The organism is Amycolatopsis heterodermiae, from assembly GCF_034929455.1.
In the GTDB taxonomy this organism is placed as follows: Bacteria; Actinomycetota; Actinomycetes; order Mycobacteriales; family Pseudonocardiaceae; genus Amycolatopsis; species Amycolatopsis heterodermiae.
The window spans coordinates 1-15,344 of the sequence record NZ_JAYFSI010000019.1 but is presented as its reverse complement, the minus strand read 5'-3'; the positions used below and the strand labels follow the sequence as shown (position 1 = coordinate 15,344).

General features: G+C 71.9%; 12 protein-coding genes. 10 read left to right on the top strand and 2 right to left on the bottom strand.

The annotated features are described in order from the left end of the window. The first annotated feature begins 51 nt into the window (after nucleotides 1-51). Nucleotides 52-411 (top strand): DUF488 domain-containing protein, encoded by a 360-nt coding sequence (locus VA596_RS46280; protein WP_323336672.1) that lies wholly within the window; start codon nucleotides 52-54, stop codon nucleotides 409-411. Between the two features lie 14 nt (nucleotides 412-425). Here VA596_RS46280 and VA596_RS46275 read toward each other — a convergent pair whose 3' ends face one another. Continuing rightward, complete coding sequence (locus tag VA596_RS46275; protein WP_323336670.1) at nucleotides 426-2,816, bottom strand: glycoside hydrolase family 2 protein; 2,391 nt, start codon at nucleotides 2,814-2,816, stop codon at nucleotides 426-428. A gap of 258 nt (nucleotides 2,817-3,074) precedes the next feature. Further along, nucleotides 3,075-4,112, bottom strand: coding sequence for a LacI family DNA-binding transcriptional regulator (locus VA596_RS46270; RefSeq protein ID WP_323336668.1), 1,038 nt, complete (start codon nucleotides 4,110-4,112; stop codon nucleotides 3,075-3,077). A 170-nt stretch (nucleotides 4,113-4,282) separates the two neighbouring features. Here VA596_RS46270 and VA596_RS46265 point away from each other — a divergent pair, with 170 nt between their 5' ends. From VA596_RS46265 to VA596_RS46225, 9 genes are all read left to right on the top strand, one after another. After that, on the top strand, nucleotides 4,283-5,800 hold the full coding sequence (locus VA596_RS46265; protein WP_323336667.1) for a sugar ABC transporter ATP-binding protein: 1,518 nt from the start codon (nucleotides 4,283-4,285) through the stop codon (nucleotides 5,798-5,800). After that, complete coding sequence (locus tag VA596_RS46260; RefSeq protein WP_323336665.1) at nucleotides 5,797-6,834, top strand: ABC transporter permease; 1,038 nt, start codon at nucleotides 5,797-5,799, stop codon at nucleotides 6,832-6,834. The genes VA596_RS46265 and VA596_RS46260 overlap by 4 nt, the downstream gene beginning before the upstream one ends. Next, nucleotides 6,827-7,834: an ABC transporter permease gene (locus tag VA596_RS46255; protein WP_323336663.1), complete on the top strand. Its 1,008-nt coding sequence runs from the start codon at nucleotides 6,827-6,829 to the stop codon at nucleotides 7,832-7,834. Before VA596_RS46260 ends, VA596_RS46255 begins: the two co-directional genes overlap by 8 nt. A 5-nt stretch (nucleotides 7,835-7,839) precedes the next feature. After that, the gene (gene rhaS, locus VA596_RS46250; protein ID WP_323336662.1) at nucleotides 7,840-8,901 is read left to right on the top strand and encodes a rhamnose ABC transporter substrate-binding protein; all 1,062 of its coding nucleotides are present in this window, start codon (nucleotides 7,840-7,842) and stop codon (nucleotides 8,899-8,901) included. Between the two features lie 65 nt (nucleotides 8,902-8,966). Then, a complete protein-coding gene (locus VA596_RS46245) occupies nucleotides 8,967-9,311 on the top strand; it encodes an L-rhamnose mutarotase (RefSeq protein ID WP_323336660.1) in 345 nt (114 codons plus the stop codon). Nucleotides 9,312-9,325: 14 nt separating this feature from the next. Beyond that, the gene (gene rhaI, locus VA596_RS46240) at nucleotides 9,326-10,483 is read left to right on the top strand and encodes an L-rhamnose isomerase (protein WP_410171993.1); all 1,158 of its coding nucleotides are present in this window, start codon (nucleotides 9,326-9,328) and stop codon (nucleotides 10,481-10,483) included. Continuing rightward, the gene (locus VA596_RS46235; protein WP_410171990.1) at nucleotides 10,480-12,513 is read left to right on the top strand and encodes a bifunctional aldolase/short-chain dehydrogenase; all 2,034 of its coding nucleotides are present in this window, start codon (nucleotides 10,480-10,482) and stop codon (nucleotides 12,511-12,513) included. The genes rhaI and VA596_RS46235 overlap by 4 nt, the downstream gene beginning before the upstream one ends. 8 nt (nucleotides 12,514-12,521) lie before the next feature. Beyond that, nucleotides 12,522-13,943: an L-fucose/L-arabinose isomerase family protein gene (locus VA596_RS46230; RefSeq protein WP_323336656.1), complete on the top strand. Its 1,422-nt coding sequence runs from the start codon at nucleotides 12,522-12,524 to the stop codon at nucleotides 13,941-13,943. Between the two features lie 44 nt (nucleotides 13,944-13,987). After that, complete coding sequence (locus tag VA596_RS46225; protein ID WP_323336829.1) at nucleotides 13,988-15,343, top strand: rhamnulokinase; 1,356 nt, start codon at nucleotides 13,988-13,990, stop codon at nucleotides 15,341-15,343. The last annotated feature ends 1 nt before the right edge of the window (nucleotide 15,344 follow it).

Sequence of the window (15,344 nt, the reverse complement as noted above, 5' to 3'; positions counted from 1 at the left end):
TCTCCCTGGTCTCCGGTGGCGGTGGACGCGAGCGCACCGCAGAATGCGCGCATGCAGCCCACGCCGGTCCGCGTGGCGCGCCTGGCCGACCCGGCCGGGCCCGCCGACGGTACCCGCGTGCTCGTGGAACGGCTCTGGCCGCGCGGCGCGTCCCGGACGGTCGTGCTGGACGGCTGGTACCGCCAGCTCGCCCCCTCGGACGAGCTGCGCACCTGGTACGGCCACGACCCGGACCGCTTCGCGGAGTTCGCCGACCGCTACCGCGCGGAGCTGGGCGAGCCGGACCGGCTGGCGGCCCTGGCCAGGCTCCGCGACCTGGCGGCGGGCGGCCCCCTGACCTTGCTGACCGCGAGCGCCACGCTCCCGCTCAGCCAGGCGGCGGTGCTGGCCGGCGTACTCGCCGCCCCCTGACCTGAGGGCCAGGGTCACGGGCGGGTGGCGGAGGTGGGGGTGGCGCCGGGGGCGCGGGCCGTCACCGTGGACGTGGCGACGCCCAGGGAGTCGTGGCGGGCCGTCAGGGTCAGGGTGCCCGGCGGGCCCGCGAACGGGCGCAGCCACACCGCCGCCGCGCCGCCGGTCGCCGCGAGGTCCAGCGTCGTGTCGCCGACCAGCTCGCCCGGGCCGGTCAGGGTGAGCGACACCTTCCCGGACGCCGACGCGCGCAGCGTGCCGTAGCGGTCGATCACCGAGACGACCACGCGGGTCGCGTCGGCGCCGTCGGACCGCAGTTCCGTGTCGTCCGGGACGCAGCTCAGCACGTCGTGCGCCCGGTCGCCGCTGTAGCGCCGGGTCACCACCAGGCGGTCGCCCACGTAGCCGTCGACGCGCAGCTCGGCCCGGGCCGGCGGGAGGTCGACGGCGAACGGCGGGTACCGCAGGTGCGGGAACTCCGCCCGGCGGCTGCGGGCCGTGCCGACGTGCCGGTCGGCCAGGAACACCTCGAGCCGGTCGCAGTTCGACCAGATCGTCGCGCCCGGCGCCGGGAACCCGGCGCCGAAGTCCCACGCGAACCCGGTCTCCACCACCGCGCGCACCCGCGGGTCGCCCTGCGAGGCGTAGAACGCCGCGGCGGGCTTCGGGATCCGGAAGATGTCGGACACCCCGGCGAACTTCGAGCCGCCCATCGAGCGTTGCCAGCCCGACGGGTAGTCGAACGCGCACCAGGCGAGCAGCCCGCTGTAGCGGTCGTCGGCCGCGGCGAGGTCGTGGGCCTTCGCGTGCAGCTCGGCCTGCTGCTGGCGGGTGGCGTTCGGGTCGGTCCGCCGGTACGCGCGGGCGCCGGCGAGCGTGCCGATCGACTCCGTCACCAGGTACGGCACGCCCGGCCGCGGCGCCTTCAGCTGGAACGGCGCCCCGCGGCGCGCGGTGTAGTCGTTGTAGGCGAGCACCTGCTCGTCGGTCCCCGGCGGCAGGGCCAGCCGGGCACCGGTGGTGCTGGCCAGCGCCCCGCTGGTCGGGCGCGACGGGTCGAGCTGCTTCGCGAGCTTGCCGGTCTTCAGGTACATCTCGGTGGTGCCGGTGGCCTCGTTCACGCGGGTGCCCCACACGACGATGCTCGGGTGGTTGCGGTCCCGGACGACCATCGCCGACACGTCACGCAGGTTCTGCTGCTGCCAGGCGGCGTCCCCGACGCGACCCCAGCCCGGGATCTCCTCCCACACCAGCAGGCCCAGCTCGTCACAGGTGTCGAGGAACGCGGTCGACTGCGGGTAGTGGGAGCAGCGGACCATGGTGCAGTTCAGCTCGCGGCGCAGGATTTCGGCGTCGCGGCGCTGGACGCGGTCGGGCATCGCGCCGCCGGCGAACGGGTACCACTGGTGGCGGTTGAGGCCGAACAGCTTGAGCCGGCGGCCGTTGAGGAAGAAGCCGTCCGCGGTGAACCGGGCTTCGCGGAACCCGACGCGCACCACCCGCTGGTCGAGCCGCCGCGGCCCGGACCGCACGCTCACGGTGACGTCGCAGAGCGCCGGGTCCTCGACGTCCCAGAGCCGGACCGCGCCGAGCCCGCCCACCTCGAACGTGACGGTCTTCGTCCCGACCGGCATCGGCCCGACGGTCGCGGCGCCCTGGGCCAGCTCCCGGCCGGCCTGGCTCACCGACGCCGTGACCTGCAGCGGCTCGGCGATCGCGGTGGTCGTGTCCAGTTCGCAGGTCAGGCGCAGCGAGCGCGCGGGGGAGAGGACGTCCGCAGGGCAGGCGAAGACGTCGGTGAGCCGGGTGCGCGGCACCGTGCCGATCGTGGCCGGGCGGTAGATCCCGGCCGGCTGGTAGAAGTCGATCACCGACGGGCCGTCCATCCGCGGCAGGTTGGGCGGGACGTCGAGCTGCCAGCGCCCGTCGACCACCACGGCGAGGATGTTGTCGCCCGCGGTGACCTGCGGAAGCTCCACCTCGAACGGCAGGTAACCGCCGTTGTGGGAGGCGACGAGCGTGCCGTTGAGGTAGACGGCCGCGTTGGTCATCACGCCGTCGAACCGCGCCCGGACGCGTTCGGAGGCCATCGCCGGGGACACCGTGAAGTGCTTGCGGTAGATCCACCGGTCCTGCCAGGACGACGGCTGCCAGCCGGTCCACGACAACGGCGTCACGCAGTGGGGGAGCTGCACCGGCGAAAGGTCTTCCTCGTCGAAGTCGGCGTCCGCGCAGCCGTCCTCGTACCGCCCGAAAAGCCAGAAATCACCCAGTCGCACGGCATCCGGGTCCGGTTCGCCCATCCCGGCCGACCCGGCGACGGTGGTTCCCACGACGGCGGCGGCCAGCCCGGCCCCGCTCGCGGCGAGGAACCCGCGGCGCGAAAGCCGCCGTCCGTCCGCCATGCCGACCTCCGTGCTCGGGCGAGCACTCCGGCTCGACGCCTCCAGTGTGTCCCAAACGGACCCACTCAGGCATCGCACCAGGCCGGAGCGGCATTACGCGTGACTGGAGAGGCATCACGCGTGACTGGGCGGGCATCACGCGTGATTGGAGGGGCATCACGCCCGATGCCCGCCGGATCACGTGTGATGCCCCCTGGATCACGCGCGATGCCCGCCGGATCACGTGTGATGCCCGGCGGAACACGCGTGATGCCCGGTTCAGCGCAGGGTGGAGGTGCGAACCACCAGTTCCGGGGTGAACACGACCTGCCGATGCTCGTGGGAGGTTTCGGTCGTTTCGGCCAGCAGTAGCTCCGCCGCCGTGCGGCCGAGGCGGCGGCGGGGCTGGCGGACCGACGTGAGCGGGACCGCGGCGGCCGCGGCGAACTCGATGTCGTCGTACCCGACGATCGCCAGGTCCTCCGGGACGCGCATGCGCAGGGTGGCGCACGTCTGCAGCAGGCCCAGCGCCACCAGGTCGTTGGCGCAGAACGCGGCGGTCGGGCGGATCGCCGCGGGCAGGCCGGCCAGCCGTTCGCCGGCGCCGCGGCCGTCGGCGACGGTCAGCGCCGTCGTCGTGAGGTCGACGAGGTGGTCCGGGCCCAGGCCGGCGGCTTGCAGCGCGCGCAGCGCACCCTGGCGGCGGTCGCGCACCTGCCCGACCGTCGTGTGGTTGCCGATGAAGGCGATCCGGTCGTGGCCCTGCTCGATCAGGTGCCGCACGGCGATCTCGCCGCCGTAGACGTCGTCCACCGCGACGGAACAGTGCTCGGTGCCGTCCGGCGTGCGGTCCACGACCACCACCGGCGTCCCGCGCCGGGCGATCTCGCGCAGCAGCGGCGCGTCCGGGTCGACGGGTGTGATGAGGATGCCCTGCACCCGCTGCTGTTCGAGGCGGCCGAGGTAGGCCTCCTCCCGCGACGGCTGGTGGGCGCTGTTGCAGAGGAACAGCGAGAGGTCACCCTCGTCGGCCGCGTCCTCCATGCCGGCCGCGACGTCGGTGAAGAACGGGTTGCTGCCGTCGAGCATCACGTAGGCCAGCACGCGGCTGCGCCCGGCGCGCAGCTGCCGCGCGGACTCGTTGCGCACGAACCGGAGCTCGGCCATCGCGGCCTCGACCTTGGCGCGCGTGGCGGGGCTGACGCGGTCGGGGCGGTTGAGCACGTTGGACACCGTGCCGAGGGAGACGCCGGCGGCCGCGGCGACGTCCTTCATGCCCGCCGCTCTCGGCTCGGCGCCGGACTGCTGGACCGTCATCGGACCCCCTCTTACCACGCAGGTTGAAACGTAACATCGCCACGAACTACCCGCTCTTGAAGCCGTTTGGCCACGGTTCGGCCGATGCATTGACTTGGTCTTCGGCTGCATAGTAGCGTCACCGCGCCAGGTTTGTGAAACCTTTCAATCCCTTTGAACCGGAGGTCGCGATGACGCGGCAGGACCCGGGCCGGGCCCCTCTGCTGGAGGTGCGCGGCGTGACGAAGTCGTTCGGCGCCGTCGCGGCGGTCGCCGGGGTGTCCTTCCCCCTGTACGCCGGGGAGGCCCACGCCCTGGTCGGGGAGAACGGCGCCGGCAAGTCGACGATCGTCAAGATGCTCGCCGGGGTGCACAAGCCCGACGACGGCACGCTGCTGATGGACGGGGAACCGGTTTCGTTCGGCTCGCCCGCCGACGCTAAGGCCGCCGGCATCGCTGTGATCTACCAGGAACCCACGCTGTTCCCGGACCTTTCGGTCGCCGAGAACATCGTCATGGGCCGGCACCCGCGCAAAAGCCTCGGCCGCATCGACCGGGCCGCGATCCGCGCGGAAGCCGACCGGCTGTTCACCCGGCTCGGCGTCCGGATCGACCCGGCCCGCCCGGCGCGCGGGCTGTCGATCGCCGACCAGCAGATCGTCGAGATCGCCAAGGCGCTCAGCGCCGACGCCCGCGTGCTGATCATGGACGAGCCGACCGCCGCGTTGAGCCGCGTCGAGGTCGAGCGGCTGTTCACGGTCGCGCGGACGCTGCGCGAGGAAGGCGCGGCGATCATGTTCATCTCGCACCGCTTCGAGGAGATCACCGAGCTCTGCCAGCGCGTCACGATCATGCGCGACGGCAAGCACGTCTCCACGGACCTCGTCGCCGACGTCACGGTCGACGAGATGGTCCACCGCATGGTCGGGCGGGACCTCGACGCGCTGTTCCCCAAGCAGGACGTCGAACCCGGCGCCGTGGTCCTCGAAGTCGACGGCCTGGCCCGGGAAGGCGTCTTCCGCGACATCTCGTTCTCGGTGCGCGCGGGGGAGATCGTCGCGTTCGCCGGGCTCGTCGGGTCCGGCCGCTCCGAGGTCGTCCAGGCCGTGTTCGGAGTGGACGAACGCGACGCCGGAACCGTGCGGGTGAACGGGAAGAAGCTCAAGGCGCACTCGTCGCGGGCCGCGATGAACGCCGGGATGGCGCTCGTCCCCGAGGACCGGCGGCAGCAGGGCCTGATCATGGACCTGTCGATCGAGCGCAACGTGACGCTGCCGCGCTCCGGCGCGCTGGCGAAGCTCGGGTTCCTCTCCGGCGGGAGCGAACGGCAGGAGGCGGCGCGCTGGACCGAGCGGCTGCGCACCAAGTACCGCCGCCTCGGCGACCCCGTCGGCACGCTCTCCGGTGGCAACCAGCAGAAGGTCGTGCTGGCCAAGTGGCTCGCGATGGCGCCGAAGGTGCTGATCGTGGACGAACCGACCCGCGGCATCGACGTCGGCACGAAGGCCGAGGTGCACCGGCTGATGTCGTCGCTCGCGGCCGAAGGCGTCGCCGTCGTCATGGTGTCGTCCGAACTGCCGGAGGTACTGGGCATGGCCGACCGCGTGCTGGTGATGCGGGAGGGCCGGATCGTGGCCGAGCTGCCGCGCGCCGAAGCCACCGAAGACTCGGTCATGTTCGCCGCGATGGGACAGGGGGCCGCCGCGTGAACGCGACCAAGGTGGCCGCCCCGCCGCGGGAGTCCCTGAGTGACCGGTCGTCGTGGGCCGCCAACGTCTTCAAGGCCCGCGAGTCCGGCATCGTCCTCGCCCTGATCGTCCTGGTCGCGTTCACCGCGACGCAGAACTCCCGGTTCCTGTCCGGGCAGAGCATCCGCGACATCCTGCTCGGCACGGCGATCCTCGCGGTGCTGGCCGTCGGGCAGGCGGTCGTGATCATCACCCGCAACATCGACCTGTCGGTCGGGTCCGTGCTCGGCCTCTCGGCGTTCGCCGTCGGCTCGCTGATGCGCGACAACCCCGGCCTGCCGGTGATCGTGGCGCTGCTCGCCGGGATCGCCGTCGGCGCGGTCTGCGGCCTGCTCAACGGCGTGCTCGTCCGGTTCGGCCAGGTGCCGGCGCTGGTCGTCACGCTCGGCACGCTGTACGCCTTCCGCGGGGTCAGCTTCTTCTGGGCCGGCGGCCAGCAGATCAACGCCGACAAGCTGCCGGCGTCCTTCCTGGACTTCGGCACGGCGTCGGTCCTCGGGATCCCGTGGCTGGTGCTGATCGCGGTGGTCGTGCTGGTGATCGCCGGGATCGTGCTGCGCAGCTACCGCGCCGGCCGCGAGCTGTACGCGATGGGCTCCAGCCCGCAGGCCGCGAAGCTGGCCGGCATCAAGGTCGGCCGCAACACCAGCGCCGCGTTCCTGGTCAGCGGCGCGCTCGCCGGTCTGGCCGGGGTCCTGTTCGCGGCGCGGTTCGGCACGGTGGACGCGGCGGCCGGCACCGGCTACGAGCTGAACGTCGTCGCCGCGGCCGTCGTCGGTGGCGTCGCGGTGTTCGGAGGCAGCGGCTCGGTCTGGGGCGCGGGCCTTGGCGCGCTGCTGCTCACGGTCATCGGCAGCGCCCTGGCCGTGCTCGACATCAACCAGTTCTGGCAGCAGGCGATCGTCGGCGCGCTGATCCTGCTCGCCATCGGCGCCGACCGGCTGGTCGCCGTGCGGGTGGCCAAGGCACTGAAGAAGAGGGATTCCCATGTCTGACACCGGGAACCGGTTCGGCAGGCTGCTCAGCTGGGACGCCGCCGTCGTGCTCGTCACGGTCGTGGTCGTGCTGATCGCCTCCGGCGCCGTCGAGAACTTCGGCACCAGCCGCAACTTCACCTTTTTGCTGCTCGACCTGCTGCCGATCGCGCTGATCGCGCTGCCGATGACGTTCATCATCGTCACCGGCGAGATCGACCTCTCGGTGGCGAGCACGCTCGGGCTGACGTCCGCGGTGATGGGCTCGCTGTGGGACGCGGGCCTGTCGATCGAGACGATCATCCCGCTCTGCATCGTGCTCGGCGCGGTCCTCGGCGCGGTGAACGGCTTCTTCGTCACCGTCCTGAAACTGCCCGCCCTCGCCGTCACGATCGGCACGCTCGCGCTGTACCGCGGCCTGGCGTTCGTCGTGCTCGGCGACGGCGCGGTCGCCGACTTCCCGCGTGACTACACGAGCTGGGTCACCGGGACCATCGGCGACGGTCCGATCCCGAACGTCCTGATCCCGCTGATCGTGGTGGCGGCCCTGTTCGGGCTCGTGCTGCACGCGACGCCGGTCGGCCGCAGCGTCTTCGCGGCCGGTGCCGGCGAGCAGGCCGCGCGGTTCGCCGGGATCCGCACCGGGCGCCTGAAGTTCTGGCTCTACGTCGTGAGCGGCGCGGTCGCCGGGGTCGCGGGCGTGCTGTGGACGCTGCGCTACTCCAGCGCCCGCGCCGACAACGGCTTCGGCCTCGAACTGGCCGTCGTGGCCGCCGTGCTCCTCGGCGGCGTGTCCATCTTCGGCGGCAAGGGCACGCTGCCCGGCGTGCTCGCCGGGGTGGTCCTGCTGGCGTCCCTGCAGAACGCGCTGCGCCTGCAGGACGTCTCGAACGAAGCCCTCAACATCGTGACCGGCGTGCTCCTCATCGTGTCGGTCCTGCTGCCCAACATCGTCTCCTCGGCCCGGACGGCCTTGCGCCGCCGGAGCCGGGCGACTGCTCCGGTATCCCCAGAAAGGTGACGAAGATGTCCCGACGGTTCCTCACCGGCGCAGTGTCGGCCGGGCTGGTGCTCGTGCTGGCCGCCTGCGGCGGCACCACGAAGAACGACAGCACCGGTTCCGGTGCCCAGCAGTCCACGGCGGCGGCGAACCCCAACGCCGCGGCCAAGGAGGGCGTCAAGATGGCGTTCCTGCCCAAGCAGCTCAACAACCCCTACAGCGACATCGAGGTCAGCGGCGGCAAGACCGCGCTCGACGAGCTGAGGGGCGAGTACAAGCTGGTCGGGCCGAACGACGCGAGCGCGTCGTCGCAGGTCAGCTACATCAACACGCTGATCCAGCAGCAGCAGAACGTGATCGGCATCGCCGCGAACGACCCGAACGCGGTGTGCCCGTCGCTCAACCAGGCCCGCAGTGCCGGCATCAAGGTCGTCGCGTTCGACTCCGACGCCGCCAAGGACTGCCGCGACGTCTTCATCAACCAGGCCACCACCCAGGGCATCGGCGAGGCGCTGGCCAAGCAGGCCAAGGACCTCTCCGGCGGCTCCGGCGAGATCGCGGTCCTCTCCGCGACGCCGAACGCCACCAACCAGAACGCCTGGATCGACGTGCTCAAGAAGGAGCTCGCCAAGCCGGAGTACGCGAGCCTGAAGCTGGACAAGATCGCCTACGGCAACGACGACGACCAGAAGTCGTTCCAGGAGGCCCAGGGCCTGCTGCAGTCGTTCCCGAACCTCAAGGTGATCGTCTCGCCGACCACCGTGGGCATCGCGGCCGCCGCGCGCTACGTCAGCTCGTCGAGCTACAAGGGCAAGGTCGCGGTGACCGGCCTGGGCACGCCGAACCAGATGCGCGCGTTCGTCAAGGACGGCACCGTGAAGCAGTTCGCGCTGTGGAACCCGGCCGACATCGGCTACCTCGCCGCCTACGCCGGCGTCGCGCTGTCCTCGGGCCAGATCACCGGTAAGGAAGGCGAGAAGTTCAAGGCCGGCAAGCTCGGTGACTACACCATCGGCGCGAGCGGTGAGATCGTCCTCGGCCCGCCGACGACCTTCGACGCGAACAACATCGACAAGTTCAACTTCTGAGAAGCTCCCGCGGCCGGGCCGGATCGCCGCCCCGGCCCGGCCGCGGGGTCCACAAAGGACGAAGAATGCCCCGATACTGCTTCTGCCTCCAGGTGAAGCCCGGGCGTGCCGCCGAGTACGCCGAGCGGCACCGCGCGGTGTGGCCGGAGATGCGGCAGGCCCTGCGCGACAGCGGCTGGCACAACTACTCGCTCTTCCTGCGCGGAGACGGCCTGCTGATCGGTTACGTCGAGGCCGAAGACCTCGCCGCCGCGCAGGCCGCGATGGCCCGCACCGAGGTGAACACCCGCTGGCAGGCGGAGATGGCGGAGTTCTTCACCGGCCTGGACGGCGGTCCGCCCGACGAGGGCTTCCAGCTGCTCGACGAAGTCTTCCACCTCGAAACCACCTCCGTCCGGGAAGGACAGTGATCGTCTTGCGCGACATGACGGCCGTGAAACAGGCCCTGCGGGCGCAGCGCATCGAGACGCCGTCGTGGGCGTACGCCAACTCGGGCACCCGCTTCAAGGTGTTCCCGCAGCCCGGCGTCCCGCGCACGGCCGAGGAGAAGATCGCCGACGCCGCGACCGTGCACCGGTTCACCGGCATCGCGCCGAGCGTGGCGCTGCACATCCCGTGGGACCGCGTCGACGACTACGGCGCCCTCACCGCGTACGCGCGCGACCTCGGCGTCGAGATCGGCGCCATCAACACCAACGTCTTCCAGGACGAGGACTACAAGCTCGGCTCGGTGACCAACCCCGAGGCCGGGATCCGCCGCAAGGCGACCGACCACCTCCTCGAGGCGATCTCCATCATGGACGCCACCGGGTCCCGCGACCTGAAGCTGTGGTTCTCCGACGGCATCAACTACCCGGGCCAGGACGACATCCGCGACCGTCAGGACCGGCTCGCCGCGGCGCTGAAGGAGACGTACGACCGCCTCGGCGACAACCAGCGGATCCTGCTGGAGTACAAGCTCTTCGAGCCCGCCTTCTACGCCACCGACGTCCCCGACTGGGGCACGTCGTACGCGCACTGCATGGAGCTGGGCGAGAAGGCCACGGTCTGCATCGACACCGGCCACCACGCGCCCGGCACGAACATCGAGTTCATCGTGGCGTTCCTGCTGCGGGCCGGGAAGCTCGGCGCGTTCGACTTCAACTCGCGCTTCTACGCCGACGACGACCTGATGGCCGGCGCGGCCGACCCGTTCCAGCTGTTCCGGATCATGTACGAGATCGTCCGGGGCGACGCGCTCGACCCGTCCTACGGCATCGCGTTCATGCTCGACCAGTGCCACAACATCGAGGCGAAGATCCCGGCGATCATCCGCTCGGTGCTCAACGTCCAGGAGGCGACGGCCAAGGCGCTGCTGGTCGACCGTTCCGCGTTGCGCGTTGCTCAGCAGTCGGGTGACGTGCTCGGCGCGAACGCCGTGCTGATGGACGCCTACAACACCGACGTCCGGCCGCTGCTGGCCGAACTCCGCGAGGAAGCCGGACTCGACCCGGACCCCGTCGCGGCCTACCACCGCAGCGGATACCAGGAGAAGATCGTGGCCGAGCGCGCCGGCGGCACGCAGGCCGGATGGGGAGCATGACGATGACGGTCCCGTCCACGCCGGAGCAGCTCATCGCGCGCAGCAACGCGCTCGGAGCCGACCCGCGCAACACCAACTACGCCGGCGGCAACACCTCCGCCAAGGGCGACGTCACCGACCCGGTGACCGGCGCCCCGACGGAGGTGCTGTGGGTCAAGGGCTCCGGCGGCGACCTCGGCACGCTCAAGGAGTCCGGGCTCGCCGTGCTGCGGCTCGACCGGCTGCGCGCCCTCGTCGACGTCTACCCGGGTGTCGAGCGTGAGGACGAGATGGTCGCCGCGTTCGACTACTGCCTGCACGGGCGCGGCGGCGCGGCACCGTCGATCGACACCGCGATGCACGGGCTCGTCGAGGCCCCGCACGTCGACCACCTGCACCCGGACTCCGGCATCGCCCTGGCCACGGCGGCCGACGGCGCTGCGCTGACCAAGGAGTGCTTCGGCGACCGCGTCGCGTGGGTCGACTGGCGGCGTCCCGGCTTCCAGCTCGGCCTGGACATCGCCGCCGTGAAGGACGCCAACCCGCAGGCCATCGGCGTCATCCTCGGCGGCCACGGCATCACGGCGTGGGGCGCGACCTCGGAGGAGTGCCAGCGCAACTCACTGGAGATCATCCGCACGGCCGAGGAGTTCCTGGCTTCACGGGGTTCCGCGGAGCCGTTCGGACCGGTGGTACCCGGCTTCGAGGCGCTGCCCGACGCTGAACGCCGGGCTCGGGCCGCCGCGCTCGCGCCGGTGGTGCGTGGGCTCGCGTCGACCGACCAGCGCGTCGTCGGGCACTACACCGACAGCGACGTCGTACTCGAGTTCCTGGCCCGCGAGAAGCTCGCACCCCTCTCCGCGCTCGGGACGTCCTGCCCGGACCACTTCCTGCGCACCAAGGTCCGGCCGCTGGTCGTCGACCTGCCCAGCTCCGCGTCACTGGAAGACGTCGTCGCGCGGCTGAAGGAACTGCACGCCGAGTACCGCGACGAATACCGCGCCTACTACGACCGGCACGCGACCCCGGACTCGCCCGCGATGCGCGGCGCCGACCCGGCCATCGTGCTGGTGCCGGGTGTCGGGATGTTCTCGTTCGGCAAGGACAAGCAGACCGCGCGCGTGGCGGGGGAGTTCTACGTCAACGCGATCAACGTCATGCGTGGCGCGGAGTCGGTGTCCACCTACGCGCCGATCGACGAGAGCGAGAAGTTCCGGATCGAGTACTGGGCCCTCGAAGAGGCCAAGCTGCAGCGGATGCCCAAGCCCAAGCCATTGGCCGGGCGGATCGCGCTGGTGACCGGCGCGGGTTCGGGGATCGGTAAGGCCATCGCCCTGCGGCTCGCCGCCGAGGGTGCCTGCGTCACGATCGCCGACCTGAACACCGCCGCGGCCGAAGAGGTCGCCGCGGAGATCGGCGGGCTCGCGGTGACGGCCGACGTCACCGACTCGGACGCTGTCCAAGCGGCTGTGGACGCGACCGTGCTGGCCTTCGGCGGGATCGACCTGGTCGTCAACAACGCCGGGCTGTCCATCTCCAAGCCGCTGCTGGAGACCACCGAACGCGACTGGGACCTGCAGCACGACGTCATGGCCAAGGGCTCGTTCCTCGTCGCGCGCGCCGCGGCGAAGGCCATGATCGACCAGGGCAGCGGCGGCGACATCGTCTACATCTCGTCCAAGAACGCCGTGTTCGCGGGCCCGAACAACGTCGCCTACGGCGCGGCCAAGGCCGACCAGGCCCACCAGGTCCGGCTCCTGGCCGCCGAGCTGGGCGCGCACGGTATCCGCGTCAACGGCGTCAACCCGGACGGTGTCGTCCAGGGCTCCGGCATCTTCGCCGGCGGCTGGGGCGCCCAGCGCGCCGCCGTCTACGGCGTCGAGGAGTCCAAGCTCGGCGAGTTCTACGCCCAGCGCACCATCCTCAAGCGCGAGGTGCTGCCCGAGCACGTCGCGGCGGCGGTGTTCGCGCTGACCGGCGGCGACCTGACCCACACCACCGGCCTGCACGTGCCGGTCGACGCCGGGGTGGCCGCGGCGTTCCTGCGTTAAGGAGAGTCATGACCCTCGACCGCATCACGCCGCGCAAGACCCGTGTCGGGCTCGTCGCGGGCGGGCTCGGCGCGTACTGGCCGCAGTTCCCGAAGCTGCTGCCGCAGCTGCAGGCGTCGGCCCGGCGGGTGGCCGAGCGACTGTCCGGAATGGACTGCGAGGTCGTCGACGTCGGGTTCGTGTCGGACGCATCCGAGGGCGCGGCGGCCGCGGAGAAGCTGCGGGTCGCCGGCTGCGACCTGATCATCGGCTTCCTCACGACGTACCTGACGTCCAGCATGCTGGCGCCGGTCGCCCAGCGCTCGGGGGCGCCGGTGCTGCTGCTGAACCTGCAGCCCACCGAGGCGATGGACCACGAGTCCTTCGACACCGGCGCGTGGCTGGCCTACTGCGGGGCCTGCCCGCTGCCGGAGATGGCCAACGCGTTCCGCCGCCTCGGCGTCGAGTTCCGCTCGGTGTCCGGGTACCTGGAGGACGAGCGGGCCTGGACGCGCATCGGGCGCTGGATCAAGGCGGCCGGGGTGCGGGCGGCGTTCCGCACCGGCCGGCACGGCCTGCTCGGGCACCTCTACCCGGGCATGATGGACGTCTCGACCGACCCGACGCTGGTGTCCGGCCAGCTCGGCGGGCACGTCGAGATCCTGGAGATCGACGACCTGCGGGTGCGCGTCGAGAAGGTGACCGACAGCGAGACGGCCGACCGGGTCGCACTGGCCTGCGACGTGTTCACTGTGGACGAGTCCGTTGTGGACGAGGACTTCGCTTGGGGTGCCAAGGTTTCCGTGGCGCTGGACCGGCTCGTCGAGGACTTCTCGCTCGACTCGCTGGCCTACTACCACCGCGGGCTCGACGGCGAGACCCACGAACGGGTCGGCGCCGGGTTCATCCTCGGCGCGTCCCTGCTCACCGCCCGCGGCATCCCGGCGGTCGGCGAGTACGAGCTGCGGACGTCGCTGGCCATGCTGCTGATGGACCGGCTCGGCGCGGGCGGCTCGTTCACCGAGCTGCAGGCGCTGAACTTCCACGACAACGTGGTCGAGATGGGCCACGACGGCCCGGCGCACCTCGGCATCAGCGCCCGCAAGCCGCTGCTGCGCGGCCTCGGCGTCTACCACGGCAAGCGCGGCTGGGGCGTGTCGGTGGAGTTCGACGTCAAGCACGGGCCGGTGACGCTGTGCGGGCTGGCGCAGGCGCTCGACGGCACGTTTTCGCTGGTCGCGTCCGAGGGCACGGTCGTGCCCGGGCCGCTGCTGCGGATCGGCAACACGACGTCCCGCGTCGACTTCGGCTGTGACCCGGGGGAGTGGACCGACGCCTGGTCGGCCAGCGGCATCGCGCACCACTGGGCGCTGGGCACCGGCCACCGCGTCGCCGAGCTGACGGCGGTGGCGGACCTGCTCGGGCTGGAGCTGACCGTGGTGCGGGCGTGACGCGGGTCGCGGCCGTCGACCTCGGCGCGTCCAGCGGGCGCGTGATGGCCGGGACCGCGGGCCCGGGCCGCCTCGACGTCGAGGAGATCCGGCGGTTCCCCAACGGCGGCGTCCAGGCCGGGCCGGTGCTGTACTGGGACGTCCTGGGGCTGTACCGGGAGACCCTCGCCGGGATCCGCGACGCCGGGGCCCTGGACGGTATCGGCATCGACTCGTGGGCCGTCGACTACGGGCTCCTCGACGAGTCGGGCGCGCTGCTCGGCAACCCCGTGCACCACCGCGACTCCCGCACCGAGGGCGTGCCGGAGAAGGTGGCCGCGTCGGTGTCCGACCGGGAGCTGTACGACGTCACCGGGCTGCAGCAGCTGCCGTTCAACACGCTGTACCAGCTGGTGTCCGAACAGGACCGGCTGACCGTGGCGCGCACCATGCTGCTCGTGCCGGACCTGCTGAACTACTGGCTGACCGGCGAGATCGGGGCCGAGCGCACCAACGCGTCCACGACCCAGCTCTACGACGTCCGCGCGCGGACCTGGGCGTTTTCGCTGGCCTCGCGCGTGGGCATCCCGCCGCGGCTGCTGCCCCCGCTGCGCGACCCCGGCACGGTGGTAGGCGTGGCGCGGGAGCTGTCCGGCGTGCCGGTGATCGCCGTCGGCTCGCACGACACGGCCTCGGCCGTCGTCGCGGTCCCGGCTGAACCGGGCACGAACTTCGCGTACATCTCCTGCGGCACTTGGTCGCTGGCGGGCCTGGAGCTGCCCGAGCCGGAGCTGGGGGACGCGGCGCTGGCCGCGAACTTCACCAACGAAGGCGGCGTCGACGGCACGATCCGCTTCCTGCGCAACGTGATGGGCCTGTGGGTGCTGTCGGAGACCCTGCGGACGTGGTCCCGCGCGGACCTCCCGGACCTGCTGGCGGCGGCCGCTGCGGCCCCGGCGCTGGCCGCCGTCGTCGACATCGACGCGCCCGCGTTCCTGCCCCCGGGCGACATGCCCGCGCGCATCGCGGCGGCCTGCCGCGCCACCGGCCAGCGCCCGCCGTCGACGCCGGCCGAGGTGGTCCGGTGCATTGTGGACAGCCTGGCCCTGGCCCACCGCCGCACCCTCCGCACGGCGGTCGAGGTCTCCGGCCGCTCGTTCGACGTGGTCCACATCGTCGGCGGCGGCGCCCGCAACGAACTCCTGTGCCAGCTGACCGCCGACGCCTGCGGCGTCCCGGTCCTGGCCGGCCCGGTCGAAGCCGCCGCCCTGGGCAACGTCCTGGTCCAAGCCCGCGCCCTCGGCGAGGACCTCCCGGACCTGCCGTCAATGCGAGCCCTGGTCCGCGAAACTCAGGCCCTCCGCCGCTACACCCCGACCGGCCACGCCGACTGGGCCGCCGCCGAATCCCGGCTCCCGTAGT